Raw genomic sequence first — 17,562 nt, 5'->3', positions numbered from 1 at the left:
TTCTGTTCAATTTTAGATTTCCATCGCTAATTCAATGCTTCTTTTGTTACTGCACAACCAACTGTCGAGCTCTTTTCGGTTAAAGAATATCAACTTTCCATGGGGCTTATAATGAGGAACTTCTTTTCCATTCAACAGTTTATATAATTGACTGCTTGAAAGTCCTGTATAAAGGCAGGCTTCCTTAAAGTTTAAGGTTTCCTTTGAATAAGAAAGCATCCGTTCTAACCTGTCTATCTGTGACTGTATGGCACATAATCTTAAGAAACAAGAAGAACAATTTGGTGAATTTGTATGACTTTTGCTTTGTACCATAATTTCAAATTCTTAAATATTACAGAGTTTACCTGCAATATAATTATTGTACGTATTTTGGCTGATTATTCCATTAGATTTCATGTATTGAATATAATTTTTGGATGTACGCTCTTTGACATCCAACATCTCACACAACAATTCTGATAATTCACTGTATGACAGGGATTTTCTTGTGTAGAATATTTCTTTGGCAACATTGATTAAATCGTTGCGTTTACGACGCTCCTTATCTTCAACGGGTTTTTCTCCTGCAAAAATGTGCATGTCTTTATCCGTATCCCAAGAGAACTGCAACAAAGGAACATCCAGTGGGCTTCCATCACGTACTTTTATAGCCTTCACTACCGAATAAACAGGATTATCATCTTTCTCTATGGAAATAATTGCAGCTGCCTTACGTTGGAGTTCCGATCCGATATGCCCTCGTAATTTGATCCCGTTCGGTACAAAATGCAACACACAGATAATACAGGTGCGGTAGATGCCTGCTAAACGATAAAGCTCGTCTACAATGGCGACGCTCTCAGCTTCGTCGTTTGCAGAACGTATCAGATCAGCTATGCCATCAATGACCACAAGGTGGATACCACCGAACCTATGGTAATACAAATCCATACTATCCCTTATTATATCCAACCGTTCTTTTCTGGAAAGAGAGGCAAGATAGAATGAATGATAACTGTCGGGCATATGGGACAAACCACTTCTTTTCAAGGTTTTTGTCATATTCTTATATAGCTGGTATTCTGATTGTTCCGTGTCATAATGCAGGATTGCTTTGTGCTTGAAATTCGGAGTGATGTCAAGTCCCAATGTGTCAATCTCAGAATATTCGTCTACCTCTATCAGGGTTCCTGCAATGATCGCTGAAATAAAATTGCTTTTGCCTGTACCTTCTCCACCCGTAACGCATAATAGATTGTCATAGGTACCAAGTGGAACATTGTTGACTGAGACTACAGTTTTTGAATTTTGCGGGGGATTGTTATAATCCATTTCACATGATTTTATTAGCATGAGTGTATTTGAATAATATTTTTCAAGCGCACCCGTTATTAATGCCTGGAGGTCTGATTTTGTTTTGCCGGATGCGAAAAAATCTGAAATGTCTTTCTCCTTTTTAGTTCCGGGTAAAGGCAGTTCGATCCTTATGACATTATGCCCTGATAATGTTGAGCATTGTCGCAAAGATTCTCTTTTACCCGTTTCGTCAGAATCATACAAGAATATGATATGCCTGAACTTTCTCTCTAACATTTCTATGATTTGTATAGGTATTGTAGCTGTTTCACTATTGAAGCACAAAGCATGGAATCCCTTCGCATACAAAGACATTACATCTTTCTCACCACCCGTAATAAAAACGATGTCACCTTTATTGGGCAATTGTTCAAAGCCAAAGCAATAGGTATCTGGCATTTCTCCGCCATATAGGAAACGGTATTTCTTGTTCATTGGGCGGTATATCTTGACGTACCCTAATCCCTTATATGCAAAAACAGGGTCTATTTCGGAACTTTTGATTTTGAAAGGTTCGTTATTCCTGTTTACGCTTTTGAATACATTGACCGATGATACATGAAAAGTGTCCAAAACAACTTTAGTAATGCCGTATTGTTGCCAATATTCCAATTCGGAACATGTGAAGGTCTTCTCTACAATTTCATATATTGGGACGTCCACCTCAATGATTTGTATCGTGGCTTCTTTATTACGCCTTATCGGATGAAGGGATTGTTTTGAATCTGTAACAACATCCAGATGAAGGTCTTTTGCTATCAGATTAATTATACTTACAAAGTCCGTCTTTAAATTCATCCCTTTCAATGTAGCCACAAACCAAAAACAATCTCCGGAATAGCCTTCATTGCCAAAGTCTTTCATCTTAAACATCATCGAATGCTTGTCAAAATAGATGTTACACGAAGCGTTTTTATCTTCATATAGGGGATTCCTAAAGTTTTTTCCGGGCTTGAAGGGCATTCCTAAATAGTATTTGAATACATCCAACCCTCGGTTAGTCCTCTCAAGTATCTCGTCTTTGCTTATCATTTCGTTTTATCTTTAGTGACATAGCCGTTCAGAATCACATTGTCTTTAAACTCCATGAGCCTTTTCAAGGCTTCTTCTTTAGGCGTAGCTGGAACCTTGACTTGGTAACATTTTATGGCGACGAAAAGAGATTTGTAGTAATATCTCACATCACCCGAATTAGCGTAGTGATACTTTACCAACCCGTTTTTCCTCCACCTGTACAGGGTGGATTCTGATATTCGCAAGACCTCCATTACATCTTTGCTGCTCATTTCCAAAGCATCGTCAATATCCTTGTTCAACTCCACAGTTCGCTCAATATAGCTTTCTATTCTATCCAATTGCTCTTTCAATTTCAGAAAGGCTGCACTGTCAATTGTGATAACTTCCATATTTATAAGTTTTTATTATTTCTTTTGCATGGAAACTAGAACTTTTTCCAATTTTTGTAGCTCTTCAATGCGTTGTACACCTATCTGAATAGTCACAGAATAAGTGTAGGCTGTGGGGCTTGCATCTCCTGCAAATAATTCAGCAATGGACATCTCCAACACTTTGCAATACTTTTCTATAATGCATAGTTTTACATTGCCTGCATCGCTCTCAACCCTGGATACAGTCGAAGGCGAAACATCCAGTTGTTCAGCCACATACTCTTGCGAATAGTTCTTTTCTTCACGTTTCCTTTTCAGTTTTGCACCGATATTGTCCATATTTTACAAATTTAGTGGCACCTGCAATTGGTTGTATTGCACAATATGCAAACATTTGCAGAGTACGCACCAAACCTTTCAACAGGTGCAAGTTTAATATATATGTAGGAAGATAATAAATACAAGTGAGAACCAGCTGCATGAATATGAATGGGATGTTACATGGATTCTTATTCATACAGATGATGAATAATTTTTATTGTAGTTAATTTCCTCTTTCATAATAATGGACTAAAACGCTAATTTATCAGCAAAATTACTATATCTTATGCCAAAGTTACATATATTTTTATACCTTTGCATAATAATCCACAACATCCTATGGTAGATAAAGATATAAACAGATTAAAAGTAGTGCTTGCGGAAAAAAAACGTACTGCTAAATGGTTGGCCGTAATGCTCGGCAAAGACCCTACAACAGTTAGCAAATGGTGTACGAATAAATCCCAACCATCTTTGGAGATGCTCATGAGAATAGCTGAAGTGCTACAAGTAGACGTTAAGGATTTATTAGTCTCCAATATTCCTTCAAGGGCTGAAAAAGTAATCATCATACAAAATTCATAATATGAGGATAAAGGACATAACAATAAGGAACTTTCGTGGTTTTACAGAACGATCTTTCATTTTTGATTCAAGAATGAATGTTGTTTTAGGAAATAATACAACAGGTAAGACCACGTTACTTCATGCCGTGCAAATAGCATTGGGCGCTTTTTTGCAAGAGTTGACTCTCGTCACCGGCTGTGCCAGAAACACGAAAGATAGCGATGTCGTAAGGAAATACAGTGAATTGACTAAAAGTTTTCAAAAACAGCAGGCGAAACCAGTTTTTGAAGTAAATGCTTGCTTCATTGATGGAAACTACAATTTCACATCAAAGGAATACTCCTGCCAAGAAAAGGACATCAAATGGCTTAGACTTGGTTCCAAAAATTCTCGTAAAAATGCTGGGGAATTGAAAGATATGGTGGCTAATATGGAACAGAAACGACGTGATGCTGACATAACAAAAACAACATCGGTATTACCGTTAATGATATCATTCGGTGCTTCCCGTCTTGAGAACAACTATAATGGGGCAGAAAAAACAAAAGCACGTGCTTCGAGGGAAGAAAAGGCATATAAATGTGCGTTGGATGAAAAAGTGGACTTCAAAAGTGCATTTGACTGGATTTATAGATTTGATAAGGAACTGGATAAAGGGCGTGAATTTGCAGGATCTGACATTGCCTTTCTGAATGCGTTATCTGATGCCATACCTGCATTAAAAGTAATTGAGATTGACCGGAAAAACAATGAGTTTACTGCCGAAATACAGATGGCAAAAGATCCACAACCCTACTGGCTCACGTATGACATGATGAGCGACGGTTTTAAGTCGATGATAAACATCGTCGCAGAAATCGCCTATCGGTGTATTGAACTCAATGGTTTTTTAGGTGTAGACGCGGTAAAAAAGACACCGGGAATTGTCATGATAGACGAGGTGGACTTGTATTTACATCCTCATTGGCAAAAGCACATCCTCTTGGATTTGCAGACCGCATTTCCAATGATGCAGTTTATTGTGACTACTCACTCGCCGTTTATCGTGCAAAGTGTGAAAAGCCAGAATGTAATTACTTTGGACGGGGTAAAGGGTATTGATGACCCGAACAAACGGAGTATTGAGGAAATCGTTATAAATGAGATGAATATGGATACTGTCAGAAGTGCCAAATACAATGAAATGGTAGAAAAAGCGGAAGAATACTACCGGCTTGTGAAGGAAGAAAAGGCAGACACGCCAGATGCTCTAAAGGTCAAGAAAGAGTTGGATGAGATAGAAAGCCTGTTTTCTGACGACCCGGCTTATGTGGCACTTCTTAGAGCAGAAAGGAATGTGTTATGAGGCCTGTTGAGAAATGGAATCCTGAGAATGAGCCACGCATCAATGATAATTATCCCAATTATAAAGATGCAAAGCACCCTTTATGCATGAACTTGGGAACGATATGTTCTTATTGCGAAAAAGCTTATGACGATGAACGAGACTTGTAGGTTGAACATATCCAACCTAAAAAATACAAAGTTGCTGATGGCAACTATATCTATGCCCATCTTGAAACCGCATGGAGTAATTTCTTGCTTTCCTGTCCAACTTGCAACGGAGCAGACAACAAAGACACAAAAAACGTTGTGTATGGAAGTTGCCACTTGCCACACCTCAACAACACTTTTCTGAGCCTTTGCTATAAAGCAGGAGGCGTGGTAGAAGTTAATCCTTCTTTAAGCGGAAAATCAGCGAACAATGCCCGTGCGTTGCTTGAGCTTGTGGGACTAAATAAAGGACCGAAAGATTCAAGTGCGAAAGACTATCGATGGAGGATAAGGTTGGAAAAATGGAACTTGGCAAACATCTATCTGGAAAAATATATAGCTGGATCAATTGATGCTTATACGATTGTCGATTTAGTCAAGGGGCATGGTTGCTGGTCTATATGGTTTACTGTATTTAAAGGACATGATGAGGTACGGAAAGCCCTTATAGAAGAGTTTCCAGGCACAGCAGCTTCTTGCTTTGACGCACAAAACCATTTTGAACCAATCTGTCGGAATCCACTGGATGACGAGGATCCTGTATAATTCTTAATGCAAGTTAAAGCGATATAGACAACATCCAATGGTTCCCTTATTCACCCTTAGTGCATGGTGCAAGCCTCCTTATATAAGGGGCTTGCACCATGCACTAAAAGTGTAGCAGAAATAATCCTAAAAAAATTATTTTCAAACATTTGGAGATTAGTTCGAAAATAACTACTTTTGTACCCTAAAGAAGTGACGATAGAGGTCGTCAGATGGACTTCAGGAAGCATTCAATGCTGTGCTACAAGATTGCTACAAAACGCCAATACGGTGTAACGCAAAAGCGTAATATACAGAGAGTTAGGGTAAAGGTTCATTACCCTCTCTCTCCGCTGAACAGAAGCGCTTTCATGATTTTTTTCAGAAAGCGCTTTTTATTTTGGAGAGATGCCGGAGTGGTCGATCGGGCCGCACTCGAAATGCGGTGAACGGGTAACTGTTCCCAGGGTTCGAATCCCTGTCTCTCCGCTGATAATCTTTTAGAGATTAACAAGTTATAGGAATTAAGCATAAAAACTTAGTTCCTATTTTTTTGTTCGGGAAGAGGGATTTGTGGCGTTGTTTTGAAATGTTTAGAATCACAATCTCACCACCAGAAAGTTGTATATATCATATACTTTATATACCTTTGCGAAAAACGAAACGAATATTATGGATACTACGGTTAAAGCTACTAGAAGAAAAATAATAGACATACCAGAAGATATTTTCCGGTATCTGTCTGTAAAAGCAGCCATGCAAGGCACCAATTTAAAAAGATACATTGAGGGACTTCTTGCGAAAGACGTAGAGGATATGCTAGCCGGTATGGATGACAATGATGCATACCGGTGGCTTTCAAAAAATGAACCTGACGGGCATGTAAGGGTCGGGGAAAAAGAAAAACAGGATTTTGAAAACTGGCTGGGTATTGAAAGGAAATGAAGGTAGAGTATTCAAAGGCATTTGTTAAGGCAGTCAGAAAATTATCCGGCAAAGTACTTGATTCTGTCAGGAATGCCATACAGGGAGTCATGGAAGCCCGATGTATTGATGAAATAACTGATTGCAAGAAGCTGGTCGGCTATGATTTCGTTTATCGCATACGCATCGGCAGTTACCGGGCGTTCTTCACCTTCCATGTCCATATTGAAAATGATGTGGTGATGTTCGAGTATCTGTTGCCAAGAGGAGAAGCCTATGATAAGAAGAATCAGGAAAAACTGCGCCGTATAGATGAATAAAATAAAGAGAAAAAAGAAAAGCCGTCATCAGAACTCCTCGCTCTGACTCGGCTCCTCACTGTTCCATCCGTTTCAACCATAGAGACGAAAGCTGCTATGGCTACTCCTGATTTTCCAGCCCTCGAATTGATTCCTGACCATCTTCTGAAATTCAGGCTCAACCCGGCATATTTTTCATTATTTTCTTTGAAACTGCCATTTAAATACACAATTTCACACCATTCAAAGTATAAATGCCTATGATTTGATGGGAGAACATGTACGCATACAGTTTCATGATGAGATATATAAAACATTCGGAGACAAACGTAAAACCTTGTTTATACCACGTTATGTCATTTTCGATAAAAAAGGACAGATTCGTTTCAACGCAGCAGCTTCTCCCGAAAATATAGAGCAGCTCAAAGCGTTCGACCGCAATTCACCCTGCAGCCACCCGTTTTCTGTATTCGCTGGGCGTATATCCTGCCACTTTCTTAAATACCCGGTTGAAATGTTGGGAATATTGAAAGCCCAATTCATCGGCAATCTGGTTTACGGTCTTCTCCGTATCGGCGAGCATGTCTTTGGCAGTATCTATGATTTTACCCTGGATGTATTCCTGCGGATTTTTTCCCGTTTCTTTCTTAATAAGGTCTCCAAAGTAGTTGGGAGAAAGAAATACCTTATCGGCAAAATACCGTACGGTCGGCAGTCCGTTGGTACGCGACTTTCCACTTTGAAAATAATCGTCGAGCAAAGCTTCGAAACGGGTCAGCACATCCTTGTTTGATTTCTCGCGGGTGACGAATTGCCGGTTATAAAAACGCATACAATAGTCAAGCAGCAACTGGATATTTCTTGCAATCAACCGTTTGCTCAACTTGTCTATCGGATGCGTCAGTTCTATTTTTATTTTAGCCAGACAATCGAGGATGATGCTTTTCTCTTCGTCCGAAAGGTGCAGGGCTTCGGTAGAATTGTAAGAGAAGAAAGAATAAGACTTGATTTCCTGTCCGAGCGATGTGCCTTTAATCAGATCGGGATGAAACACAATGCCGCGTGCCGTGGGCTTCATGCCTTCCAGCATTTCCGTTTCCGACACCTGCCCCGGTGCGAAACTGGTAATCGTGCCTTCCCGATAATCATAAACCTGCCTTCCATAACGGATATCGCCACATTTGGTTTCTTTCAAGAACAGGGCATAGATGCCGTAATTGATAGTGAAACGTGTAGGGAATCGGGTGGCTTCCGAAAGGTCGATGACATTCACCAACGGGTGAAGTGTTTCCAGTCCGAACAGTTTGTTGTACTCTTCTACCGTATCCATTTTTATCAAATCTGTTTTCATATTCGTATCATCATTACATTCTTGTATCGCAAAAATAAAAGTTTCTACCGTAACTTGTATCGGCGTTGAACCGTAATCTGTAAATGAGTTACAAATCTCCGTAAATAGGTTATGTCCTTTAAGTTAGATACCGGCTATTTTTGCAAAAAAAGAAAAGCGATGAATGATAATGGAAAAATAAATCGCAGGGACTTTATCAAGAGTTCCGTGCTGACCGGAGGAGTATTGTTCGCACAGGCAGCGATACCTGCCCGTGCCATGGATTTTCTTTCGGAGAAAAATGGAGATAAGAATGATATGTTTACAGAAGACGGATTAGTAAAAGGAGTATGCGACATCCACCTGCACTGCCGCCCCGATTCGCGGGAACGCTCGGTAGATGAATATGGTTTCATGCAGGATGCCATGCGTGCCGGATACCGTGCCGTGATGTTCAAGTCCAATGACTTCAGTTGTCACGACAGGGCATATATCATCCGGCAAGCACTGCCGGAAGCGGAATGTTTCGGCAGTTTCTGCATGAACCGTGTGCATGGGGACAAGGTAAATCCGTTTGCCGCACAGAAAGCCGTAGAAACAAGTGGAGGACTGTGCCGGTGCATCTGGATGCCGACACTTGACGCAGCCTATCATTACCAATGTGAAGGCAGGAAAGAGAAAGGCATTCCCGTGTTGGATGATAACGGACAGGTATTGCCCGAAGTCATTCGCATAATGGAAATCTGTGCGGAAGCCGGCATCATCTTTGCCACCGGACACGCTTCGCCGCAGGAAAGCATCACGCTCGCCCGTAGGGCAAAGGAAATAGGTGTGGACAAATTTGTCGTCACTCATGCCAATTCTCATTTCTGGAAAATGACTGCCGACCAGATCAAGCAGTGCATCGACCTTGGTGCGTACATCGAATATTGCTACCTGCCCTGCCTGTGGGGAAAAGGCACAAAGATGCCGCAATATTCCCGGCAAAGCATCGGGGAGTTTGCCGGTTTTGTTCGCATTGCCCCGTCACGGAGTTTCATTTCCACCGACTTAGGACAGGCGGTGATGCCACACCCCATTGAGGGTATGAGGGATTGCATCCTGAAACTGCTGGCAGAAGGCATCCCTCAAAGCGACATTGACTTACTGGTACGCCACAACCCGGCGTGGCTCATTGGATTGACTCATCTTTAATTCTTCATTTTTAGTTCTTCATTCTTCATTTAAAAATTATGGATAGAAGAGATTTCATCAAAAGCGGATTATTCGCTGCGGCTGTCGGTGCCGCAATGGGACCGAAAGCCATTGCGCAAGAAGCAAACAGACGTGTGGAGCAGGAGCAGAAAGCAAAAGATATTCTGAATTACAACTCGCAGATGCAATACCGCCCGATGGGCAGAACAGGGGTAAATGTATCGGCATTAGGTTTTGGCATGTTGCGCCTGCCAATGAAGAACGGGCATGTGGATTTCGACCAGACTACCCCGATGGTACACCGTGCCATCGAAGGCGGAGTGAACTACATTGATACCGGACGTGTCTATATGGGAGGCGAAAGCGAGCAGGCAGTCGGCAAGGCACTTGCAGGAGGCTGGCGCGACCGGGTTTATGTCACTTCCAAAATGCCGTGGTGGGAGATGCAGAATGCAGACGATTTCGAAAAGTTCTTCGACCAGTCCCGGCGTGCGATTGATACGGATGTGATTGATTTCTACCACATCCACATGATTATGCACCGGGCATGGAAAGACTATGTGCTGCCGTATCGGCTTATCGAGAAGATGGAGAATCTGAAGGCGCAAGGGAAAATACGCTTTATGGGATTCTCTTTCCACGACAGCCTGCAACTGTTCAAACGGGTAGTCGAATATACACCGGCATGGGATTTCTGCCTTATCCAGCACAATTACCTTGATTATGAATACGAGGCAGGTGTGCTCGGCCCGAAATATGCCGCTGCCAACGGTATGGGGCTGGCGGTAATGAAGCCTGTCCGCACCGGCTTCCTTGCCAACCTGCCACAAGTGATGCGCGATGCGCTTGCCTCTACCGGTATCCGAAAACCCGATGCGGAGTGGGCACTGGATTACCTGTGGGACATTCCCGAAGTAAGCGTAGCCGTCAGCGGCATGGGTTCCATGGAAGATGTGGAGGAAAATCTGAGTTATGCAGCCAAGGCAAAACCGAATATGCTTACACCTGCCGAACGCGAGGCATTGGGATCAGCCATCTACGCTTACCGCCATGCACCAGGACACATTGACTGTACCGGATGTTACCAGTGTATTCCCTGCCCGCAAAATGTTGCCATCGGTTACATCTTCGCCTATGTCTACAACAACTACCTGCTGCACCGCAACAAGGAGCGGGCAATGATGGATTACACTGTATCCATGTCTCCCGTCCAGCGCGGCGATCCGGCTTCATCGTGCATCGGATGCGGAGAATGCCTGGCAAAGTGCCCGCAGCATCTGGATATTCCCAATCTGTTGGCAAAAGTAAAGGAAACAATGGGAAAATAATCCGTAAATCGGTTACAACCGTCAGTAAATATGTTATCTCCTTTCCACCGGCAGTCTGCTACCTTTGCATCAGAATCATTAAATATAACCTACAAAATGAAAACGAACAACAACTACGACATGTATATCCCTACCCGTGTAATGTTCGGTGCAGGGATGCTGAACAAACTGAGTGAACAACCCATGCCGGGACGGCGTGCCCTCATTATCATCTCTAATGGTAAATCCACCCGCGCCAACGGCTATCTTGCCCGCACGGAAGAGCAGTTGCACAAAGCCGGTGTGGAGACCTGCATCTTCGACGGTGTAGCTCCCAATCCTACCGTAGGCAACGTCAATGCCGGTGCAAAGACTGCACGCGACAATGGGTGTGATTTTCTCGTTGCGTTGGGTGGAGGCAGTGTCATGGATTGCGCAAAGGCTATCGCGGTCATGGCTACGAATGAAGGCGAACTGTGGGATTACGTGCCCATTGGTTCAGGAAAAGGACAGCCTATTGCCGTAAAGCCGTTGCCTATCGTTGCTATTACCACCACGGCAGGTACAGGGTCGGAAACGGACAACTCCGGCGTTATTACGAAGGAGGACACGTTTGAGAAAGCCTTCGTGGGTGATGCATCCCTGTTTCCCGTCCTCTCCATCGTTGATGCAGAACTAATGAAAAGTGTACCGGCAACATTCACTGCCTATCAAGGCTTCGATGCTCTGTTCCATAGCACGGAAGGATACATTGCGAAAGGTGCCAATCTGATGAGCGACATGTATGCCCTCGAAGCCATCCGCAACATTGCCGAATACCTGCCCCGTGCCATCAAGGACGGCAACGACCTCGAAGCCCGTACCCGTGTGGCTTTCGGCAATACGTTGTCCGGCGGCGTGATGTGCCTGACACTTATCACCAGCGAACACGCCCTGGAGCACGCACTCTCTGCTTATCATCCCAATCTGCCTCACGGTGCCGGTCTGATTATGGTGAGCCGTGCCTATTATAAATATTTCATCGAGCACCATGCCTGCGACGACCGCTTCATCCGAATGGCACAGGCAATGGGTATGCCGGAAGCCACGAAACCCAAAGACTTCCTGACCGCCCTCACCCGTCTGCAAGAGGCGTGCGGCGTTGCCGACCTGAAGATGTCCGACTACGGCATTACTCCCGACGAGTTCGAGACGCTGATGCGTAACACCCGTGAGGTAATGGGCGTGATGTTCACCAGCGACCGTGTCCAGATGTCGGACGAAGATATCGTGAACGTCTATCGGGAATCCTACAAATAAGAACGACTCCCATTGGGAACAGCGGGGAAAGCACTTCTCCATCAGGATTGACGTTGTCGACTACATGGTAAGTAATTTTAGAAAAAGGAAAAAACGATGAATAGACTGCATCTCGTCCTCCTGTTGCTGCTCTCGGTCTTTATGACAGCAGTTCAGGCACAACAAAGAGTTTCAGACAATCAAATGAAAGCAAATATGGGAAATAACACAATCAGACTGACCATCAAGGACGGTAAGACATTTACCGCCACTTTAGCGGATAATTCGTCCGCAGATGCTTTGATAGAATTGCTATCAAAAGGAGACGTCACCGTGGAAATGGAAGACTACGGCAACATGGAAAAAGTGGGACCGCTGGGTACCAGCCTTCCGCGCAATGACCGACAGACATCGACCGGTCCCGGCGACATTATCCTTTATCAGGGGAAATACCTGGTAATTTATTATTCGACTAATTCGTGGAACTTCACCCGCATAGGCAAGATAGACAATGCCGATGGTGCGCAATTGAAGTCTGCATTGGGAAACGGTGATGTAACGGTAACGCTCTCATTAGGCAAATAATAACGATGAAAACAAGAACATTAGGAAAACAAGGACTGGAAGTTTCGGAAGTAGGACTGGGCTGCATGGGATTTACGCAGAGCTATCCTCCCTATCCTGACCGGAAAGAAGCCATCGCCACGTTGCGCGAGGCGGTAGAGTTGGGAGTTACATTCTTTGATACGGCAGAGGTGTATAGTGCGTTCAAGAACGAAGAGTTAGTGGGCGAAGCTTTGGAACCGGTCCGCGACAAAGTAGTCATCGCCACGAAGTTCGGCTATAACTTGGTGGATATGCCCGACCTTAATACATCGGCACGCCCCGTAAGCCTGTCAAGCAAACCCGACACCATCCGCCGGGCGGTGGAAGGTTCGCTCCGCCGCCTGCGTACCGACCACATTGACCTCTACTACCAGCACCGGGTAGACCCGGATACGCCGATAGAAGAAGTGGCGGATACGGTTGCTTCGCTCATCAAAGAGGGCAAGGTGTTGTATTGGGGCTTGTCCGAAGCCGCCCCTGCCACGGTGCGCCGTGCCCATGCCGTATGTCCGCTTGCGGCAGTACAGAGCGAATATTCCCTGTGGTACCGTCAAGTGGAAAAGGAACTGCTCCCTACCTTGGAGGAGCTGGGCATCGGCTTCGTGCCGTTCAGTCCGCTGGGGAAAGCCATGCTGACCGGACGCTTCGACCGCAACACCACGTTCGACAAGACGGATTTCCGTTCCTCCATTCCCCGTTTCCAGCCGGAGAACCTGCAACACAATGTAGCGTTGGTAGAGTATGTGAAAGAACTTGCCCATCGGAAAGAAACCTCTCCGGCACGTATTGCCATCGGCTGGCTCCTGGCACAGCAACCGTGGATTGTCCCTATTCCCGGCACGAAACGTATTGAACGCATCAAGGAGAATATCGGCGGAGCGGACATTCGCTTTACCACGGAAGAGCTTGCCGATATCCGCCGTCATCTGGACAGCATCGAAATCATCGGAGCACGATATCCCGAAGACCAGGAGGCGTTGACCGGCAAATAGTCATACAATTTTCAAACGGAAGAGAATATGAAAAAGAACATCGGCCAGACATTGGCATTGTATCCTACTCCCGCCGTAGTAGTGGGTACGGAGGTAAACGGAAAGGTAAACTGGCTGCTCGTTGCCCATGTGGGCATCATCGGGCACGACCGCATCCTGCTGAGTATGCACAAGGCGCATTACACCAACCAAGGTGTGAAAACCACAGGCAAGGTGTCCGTCAATATGGTAGACGAAGCCATGCTGCAACGTGCTGACTATGTCGGTTGCGTCAGCGGAGCGAAAACGGACAAATCGGAAGTTTTTGTCTGGCATCCGGGTGAAGCCGGAACTCCTGTCATTGATGAAAGTCCGTTGGTGATGGAATGTGAGGTGGTAGATAATTACGGAACGGATACGTTCGATAACTTCATCTGCAAAATCACGAACACCTATGCCGAAGAAAGTATTCTCAATGACAAAGGGAAGCCGGACTACAGCAAAGTGAAGCCCGTCCTCTTCGAAATGCCCAACTATACCTATTTGCGGACGGGAGACGAAATCGCTAAATGTACGACATTTGGAAAAACATTTAATCCTGAGAACTGATGAAGCGCCGGGATTTTCTCCGTAAATCCCTGCTCGCAGCTACAGGGAGTATGATCTTGGGAGGCGGCATCATGAAAGCCGTAGAAAATTTGAACACTAAAAATAGTAGTAGAATGAAAATAGTAGTATTGACCGGTAGTCCCCGCCGGAATGGAAATTCGGCTTATCTGGCGGAACAGTTCATCAAAGGCGCACAGGAAAAAGGACATGAGATATACCGTTTCGATTGCGCCTTCAAACAAGTGGAACCTTGCCGTGCCTGCAACCGTTGCGGCATGGACGGTCCGTGTGTGATAAAGGATGATTTTAATGAACTGCGTCCGCATCTCATCGCGGCAGACATGGTAGTGTTCGCCACACCGATGTATTATTTTGGCATTTCAGCACAGATGAAACGGGTAATCGACCGATTCTATGCCATCAACGGGCAAATTAAAGGCCATTACAAGAAGGCTGCTTACCTGATGACCTATGCCGATACGGCGAAGAAGGAAGCAGAACCGATGCTGCTGCATTACCGCACATTAATGGAATATCTCGGCTGGGAAAGTGTGGGTGAGGTGGTCGCTTCCGGGGTATGGACGGCAGGTTCCATTCGCAACACCCGCTATCCCGAACAGGCATATCAGTTAGGAAAAAGTCTATAGACAGTAACATGATGAATATGAAACAATCTGTAATTATATTCGCCTTATTGCTGGCAGGACTCATGCCGGCAAAGGCACAGAACGACGAAACAATGAACAGAATAGAAACGTGCAAGGAAAATTACCGTACCCTTTTCGGCGGTGAAGCCCTGACCGGACATGGCACAGACCCGGAGATGATGGACATCCTTCAGAAATTTATCTTCGGCGAAGTGTTTACTACGGGAAACTTGAGCTTGAAACAGCGCGAAATGATTACTTGTGTCACCCTTGCCACGATGCAGACGCTTCCGCAACTGAAAGTCCATGCGGGAGCCGCCCTGAACGTGGGCGTCACCCCTGTGGAATTACGGGAAGCGATGTATCTGACAGCACCGTTCATCGGTTTCCCCAAGATGCTCAATGCCGTCGGAACGGTGAACGAAGTATTCAAGGAGCGCGACATCAGCCTTCCCTTGGAGAATCAGACCACCGTCACCGAAGCGAACCGTCATGAGCAGGGCGCAGCCATTCAGGACAAACTCTACCACGGAGGAATCTCTGCCGTGATGGAAGGCGTGCCCGGCGGAATGGGTGAAGAGGTAGCACGCTTCCTGACCGACTATTTCTTTGGCGAGATATACACCCGTAACGGACTTGACTTGAAAACCAAAGAACTGCTCGGCTACTGCATCCTGACGACACTGGAAGCGGAAAGCCAGTTGCAGTCGCATTTCCACGGAAACATCCAGGCAGGCAATACGCCCGAAGAAGTGACCGCAGCGGTCATCCAATGCCTTCCCTACATCGGTTTCCCGGCAGCCATCAAGGCATTGCGCATCATCAAGCAGGAAGCGGCCAAACCGGCTGCACCGGCTACGGATAACCTGGTACGCCTTTCGAAAATAACAGTAGACCCGGAACGGTTGGATGAATACAACGCCTATCTGAAAGAGGAAATAGAAGCCTCCATGCGGCTGGAGCCGGGCGTGCTCACTCTTTATGCCACAGCCGAAAAGGATGCGCCCCACAAGATTACCATCCTCGAAATCTATGCCGACCGTGCCACTTACGAAAGCCATTTGAAGACTCTCCATTTCCAGAAGTACAAACAGGGTACGCTGGATATGGTAAAGGATTTGGAACTGGTGGATACGACACCGCTGATTCCGGGACTGAAAATAAAGTAATTTTTTTCATGCCAATCAGGAGTTAAAAGGGAGTTATAGGTAGTTATCGCCCGCAGGGCGGGCTGGAAGTTAGATGCCAATACCTTTTTGCGCCGGTTTCAGAAGTAAGACTATTGGCCTGTAACTCCTGAACGAAGTGATAACTCCTGTGAAACATAACTACGTTTAACTCCTGATTCGCATTTTTCATTTAAAAGGCAATATGGAAGACTTGAACAAGAAAGAAGGTTTCAGCCGTCGCGGTTTTCTGAAGACGGCGGCTGCTGTGGGAGCAGCTCTGGCTGTCTCCCCGGCATTGGACAAAGTACAGGCTGCCACTCGTGCGGTTACCGGAAGCAAAACTGCATCTGCCGGAGATGCCAAAGCCGCAACGATTACCGCTCACCGCACGCTCGGCACAGGCAAGGCGGCTTTCGAGGTGTCGGCATTGGGATTCGGTGTGATGGGCATGACCTACAACCGCAGTTATCATCCCGACAAAAAGCAGTGCATCCGCCTGCTGCACGAGGCGATGGACCGTGGCGTGACACTGTTTGACACCGCTATCATCTACGGTCCGCTGAACAATGAAGAACTGGCAGGCAAAGCATTGGGAGAGTTTCGAGGTAAGGTGAACGTGACGACCAAGTTCGGTCATGAAGTTATCGACGGGAAAGCCACCGGACGACAGGACAGCCGCCCCGCCACTATCCGCCGCTATTGCGAGGAATCGTTGAAACGCCTGCGCACCGATGTCATTCCGATGTTCTACCAACATCGCTTCGACCGCAACACGCCGGTGGAGGACGTAGCGGGGACTATCGCCGATTTGATAAAGGAAGGCAAGGTCTTGCATTGGGGCATGTGCGAGGTCAGCGCAGAGACTATCCGCAAGGCGCACGCCGTCTGTCCGCTGACCGCCATCCAGAGCGAATACCACCTGATGCACCGTGAGGTAGAGAAGAACGGTGTATTGGATGTATGCCGTGAGCTGGGTATCGGTTTCGTGCCTTACAGTCCGATGAACCGGGGCTTCCTCGGCGGCGACTTAAATGAATATACCGAGTTCGACCCGCACAACGACAACCGCACCACGCTGCCCCACTTTACACCGGAAGCCATGCGTACCAATTATCGCATCGTGAATGTGCTGCAACGCTTCGGACGCGAACGGGGCATGACCGCCGCCCAGCTTGCCCTTGGCTGGCTTTTGCAGAAAGAACCGTGGATAGTACCCATTCCCGGCACCACGAAGCTCTCGCACCTCGAAGAAAACCTGCGCACACTGGACTTCACCGAGTGGAAACAGCTGGAGGATGCCGTAGCCGCCATTCCCGTAACGGGCGACCGCTACAATGCCGAACAACAGAAACAAGTGGGATTCTGAAATTAAAAATCCCTTGCCTGCCGTTCCGCTTGCAGGGGATCTTCAGAACTTCTTATACCATGCGGCGGAATGGATTGGTGTATTTTAATGAAACATAACTATTCACCACAGAGTACCACAAAGGAAAAATTTAAAAGACTCTGTGTGCCCCTGTGTCCTCCTTCGTCTGGTGTAAGATTAATAATCTTCC

The 17,562-nt window shown here is 45.7% G+C and carries 18 protein-coding genes, 1 tRNA gene and 1 pseudogene; 15 read left to right on the top strand and 5 right to left on the bottom strand.

Annotated elements, in window-relative coordinates:
• Nucleotides 1–12 precede the first annotated feature (12 nt).
• The 4 genes from B5F25_RS06085 to B5F25_RS06070 form a co-directional block, all read right to left on the bottom strand.
• Complete coding sequence (locus tag B5F25_RS06085) at nt 13–219, bottom strand: helix-turn-helix domain-containing protein (RefSeq protein WP_239480707.1); 207 nt, start codon at nt 217–219, stop codon at nt 13–15.
• Nucleotides 220–327: 108 nt separating this feature from the next.
• Entirely contained in the window at nt 328–2,370 is a 2,043-nt protein-coding gene (locus tag B5F25_RS06080; RefSeq protein WP_087248253.1) for a toprim domain-containing protein, read from the bottom strand.
• The gene (locus B5F25_RS06075) at nt 2,367–2,744 is read right to left on the bottom strand and encodes a helix-turn-helix domain-containing protein (RefSeq protein ID WP_013619299.1); all 378 of its coding nucleotides are present in this window, start codon (nt 2,742–2,744) and stop codon (nt 2,367–2,369) included. Before B5F25_RS06075 ends, B5F25_RS06080 begins: the two co-directional genes overlap by 4 nt.
• Nucleotides 2,745–2,759: 15 nt before the next feature.
• Nucleotides 2,760–3,065: a helix-turn-helix transcriptional regulator gene (locus B5F25_RS06070; RefSeq protein ID WP_013619298.1), complete on the bottom strand. Its 306-nt coding sequence runs from the start codon at nt 3,063–3,065 to the stop codon at nt 2,760–2,762.
• Nucleotides 3,066–3,386: 321 nt separating this feature from the next.
• On the opposite strand from B5F25_RS06070, the gene B5F25_RS06065 reads away from it, so the two are divergent.
• The 6 genes from B5F25_RS06065 to B5F25_RS06040 all read left to right on the top strand — a co-directional run bounded on the left by B5F25_RS06065 (nt 3,387) and on the right by B5F25_RS06040 (nt 6,916).
• Nucleotides 3,387–3,632, top strand: coding sequence for a helix-turn-helix transcriptional regulator (locus B5F25_RS06065; RefSeq protein ID WP_013619296.1), 246 nt, complete (start codon nt 3,387–3,389; stop codon nt 3,630–3,632).
• 1 nt (nt 3,633) lies between these two features.
• Nucleotides 3,634–4,959 carry an AAA family ATPase gene (locus tag B5F25_RS06060; RefSeq protein WP_087248251.1) on the top strand — a complete coding sequence of 442 codons (1,326 nt, stop codon included), beginning with the start codon at nt 3,634–3,636 and terminating at the stop codon, nt 4,957–4,959.
• Between the two features lie 356 nt (nt 4,960–5,315).
• On the top strand, nt 5,316–5,693 hold the full coding sequence (locus B5F25_RS22410) for a hypothetical protein (protein WP_241148364.1): 378 nt from the start codon (nt 5,316–5,318) through the stop codon (nt 5,691–5,693).
• Nucleotides 5,694–6,074: 381 nt separating this feature from the next.
• A tRNA-Ser gene (locus tag B5F25_RS06050) sits at nt 6,075–6,161 on the top strand.
• 183 nt (nt 6,162–6,344) lie between these two features.
• Complete coding sequence (locus tag B5F25_RS06045) at nt 6,345–6,617, top strand: hypothetical protein (RefSeq protein ID WP_013619293.1); 273 nt, start codon at nt 6,345–6,347, stop codon at nt 6,615–6,617.
• The gene (locus B5F25_RS06040) at nt 6,614–6,916 is read left to right on the top strand and encodes a hypothetical protein (RefSeq protein WP_087212232.1); all 303 of its coding nucleotides are present in this window, start codon (nt 6,614–6,616) and stop codon (nt 6,914–6,916) included. Before B5F25_RS06045 ends, B5F25_RS06040 begins: the two co-directional genes overlap by 4 nt.
• Before the next feature lie 421 nt (nt 6,917–7,337).
• Here the strand turns inward: B5F25_RS06040 and B5F25_RS06035 are convergent, their stop codons facing one another.
• Nucleotides 7,338–8,246, bottom strand: a complete 909-nt coding sequence (locus tag B5F25_RS06035) for a helix-turn-helix domain-containing protein (RefSeq protein WP_087212235.1) — start codon at nt 8,244–8,246, stop codon at nt 7,338–7,340.
• Between the two features lie 159 nt (nt 8,247–8,405).
• Between B5F25_RS06035 and B5F25_RS06030 the strand changes: the two genes are divergently transcribed.
• The 9 genes and pseudogenes from B5F25_RS06030 to B5F25_RS05990 all read left to right on the top strand — a co-directional run bounded on the left by B5F25_RS06030 (nt 8,406) and on the right by B5F25_RS05990 (nt 17,372).
• Complete coding sequence (locus B5F25_RS06030; RefSeq protein WP_164496633.1) at nt 8,406–9,419, top strand: DUF6282 family protein; 1,014 nt, start codon at nt 8,406–8,408, stop codon at nt 9,417–9,419.
• Between the two features lie 38 nt (nt 9,420–9,457).
• Nucleotides 9,458–10,747 (top strand): aldo/keto reductase, encoded by a 1,290-nt coding sequence (locus B5F25_RS06025; protein WP_087248247.1) that lies wholly within the window; start codon nt 9,458–9,460, stop codon nt 10,745–10,747.
• A 96-nt stretch (nt 10,748–10,843) separates the two neighbouring features.
• Nucleotides 10,844–12,025, top strand: coding sequence for an iron-containing alcohol dehydrogenase (locus tag B5F25_RS06020; RefSeq protein WP_087248245.1), 1,182 nt, complete (start codon nt 10,844–10,846; stop codon nt 12,023–12,025).
• A 96-nt stretch (nt 12,026–12,121) separates the two neighbouring features.
• Nucleotides 12,122–12,589 carry a cyclophilin-like fold protein gene (locus B5F25_RS06015; RefSeq protein ID WP_087248243.1) on the top strand — a complete coding sequence of 156 codons (468 nt, stop codon included), beginning with the start codon at nt 12,122–12,124 and terminating at the stop codon, nt 12,587–12,589.
• A gap of 5 nt (nt 12,590–12,594) precedes the next feature.
• Nucleotides 12,595–13,602: an aldo/keto reductase gene (locus B5F25_RS06010; RefSeq protein ID WP_087248241.1), complete on the top strand. Its 1,008-nt coding sequence runs from the start codon at nt 12,595–12,597 to the stop codon at nt 13,600–13,602.
• Nucleotides 13,603–13,629: 27 nt separating this feature from the next.
• Nucleotides 13,630–14,154 (top strand): annotated as a pseudogene (locus B5F25_RS06005) (flavin reductase family protein); the annotation flags it as partial.
• Between the two features lie 149 nt (nt 14,155–14,303).
• Nucleotides 14,304–14,837: a flavodoxin family protein gene (locus B5F25_RS06000; RefSeq protein ID WP_087212256.1), complete on the top strand. Its 534-nt coding sequence runs from the start codon at nt 14,304–14,306 to the stop codon at nt 14,835–14,837.
• A 17-nt stretch (nt 14,838–14,854) separates the two neighbouring features.
• On the top strand, nt 14,855–16,006 hold the full coding sequence (locus B5F25_RS05995; protein ID WP_087248328.1) for a carboxymuconolactone decarboxylase family protein: 1,152 nt from the start codon (nt 14,855–14,857) through the stop codon (nt 16,004–16,006).
• 202 nt (nt 16,007–16,208) lie between these two features.
• Nucleotides 16,209–17,372 carry an aldo/keto reductase gene (locus tag B5F25_RS05990; RefSeq protein ID WP_087248237.1) on the top strand — a complete coding sequence of 388 codons (1,164 nt, stop codon included), beginning with the start codon at nt 16,209–16,211 and terminating at the stop codon, nt 17,370–17,372.
• Nucleotides 17,373–17,562: the final 190 nt, after the last annotated feature.

This window comes from Bacteroides sp. An19 (genome assembly GCF_002160215.1).
Lineage (GTDB): Bacteria > Bacteroidota > Bacteroidia > Bacteroidales > Bacteroidaceae > Phocaeicola > Phocaeicola intestinalis.
The sequence above is the reverse complement of the archived record's forward strand: the minus strand, read 5'-3'. Positions and strand labels throughout refer to the sequence as shown.

What these genes read in the sequence shown, in the direction of transcription:
- B5F25_RS06025 (WP_087248247.1), top strand. Translation starts at nt 9,458, where the DNA reads ATGGATAGAAGAGATTTCATCAAAAGCGGATTATTCGCTGCGGCTGTC.
- B5F25_RS06070 (WP_013619298.1), bottom strand. Translation starts at nt 3,065, where the DNA reads ATGGACAATATCGGTGCAAAACTGAAAAGGAAACGTGAAGAAAAGAAC.
- B5F25_RS06080 (WP_087248253.1), bottom strand. Translation starts at nt 2,370, where the DNA reads ATGATAAGCAAAGACGAGATACTTGAGAGGACTAACCGAGGGTTGGAT.
- B5F25_RS06040 (WP_087212232.1), top strand. Translation starts at nt 6,614, where the DNA reads ATGAAGGTAGAGTATTCAAAGGCATTTGTTAAGGCAGTCAGAAAATTA.
- B5F25_RS06065 (WP_013619296.1), top strand. Translation starts at nt 3,387, where the DNA reads ATGGTAGATAAAGATATAAACAGATTAAAAGTAGTGCTTGCGGAAAAA.
- B5F25_RS06060 (WP_087248251.1), top strand. Translation starts at nt 3,634, where the DNA reads ATGAGGATAAAGGACATAACAATAAGGAACTTTCGTGGTTTTACAGAA.
- B5F25_RS06085 (WP_239480707.1), bottom strand. Translation starts at nt 219, where the DNA reads ATGCTTTCTTATTCAAAGGAAACCTTAAACTTTAAGGAAGCCTGCCTT.
- B5F25_RS06015 (WP_087248243.1), top strand. Translation starts at nt 12,122, where the DNA reads ATGAATAGACTGCATCTCGTCCTCCTGTTGCTGCTCTCGGTCTTTATG.
- B5F25_RS06035 (WP_087212235.1), bottom strand. Translation starts at nt 8,246, where the DNA reads ATGAAAACAGATTTGATAAAAATGGATACGGTAGAAGAGTACAACAAA.
- B5F25_RS06020 (WP_087248245.1), top strand. Translation starts at nt 10,844, where the DNA reads ATGAAAACGAACAACAACTACGACATGTATATCCCTACCCGTGTAATG.
- B5F25_RS05990 (WP_087248237.1), top strand. Translation starts at nt 16,209, where the DNA reads ATGGAAGACTTGAACAAGAAAGAAGGTTTCAGCCGTCGCGGTTTTCTG.
- B5F25_RS06030 (WP_164496633.1), top strand. Translation starts at nt 8,406, where the DNA reads ATGAATGATAATGGAAAAATAAATCGCAGGGACTTTATCAAGAGTTCC.
- B5F25_RS06010 (WP_087248241.1), top strand. Translation starts at nt 12,595, where the DNA reads ATGAAAACAAGAACATTAGGAAAACAAGGACTGGAAGTTTCGGAAGTA.
- B5F25_RS06045 (WP_013619293.1), top strand. Translation starts at nt 6,345, where the DNA reads ATGGATACTACGGTTAAAGCTACTAGAAGAAAAATAATAGACATACCA.
- B5F25_RS06075 (WP_013619299.1), bottom strand. Translation starts at nt 2,744, where the DNA reads ATGGAAGTTATCACAATTGACAGTGCAGCCTTTCTGAAATTGAAAGAG.
- B5F25_RS05995 (WP_087248328.1), top strand. Translation starts at nt 14,855, where the DNA reads ATGAAACAATCTGTAATTATATTCGCCTTATTGCTGGCAGGACTCATG.
- B5F25_RS06000 (WP_087212256.1), top strand. Translation starts at nt 14,304, where the DNA reads ATGAAAATAGTAGTATTGACCGGTAGTCCCCGCCGGAATGGAAATTCG.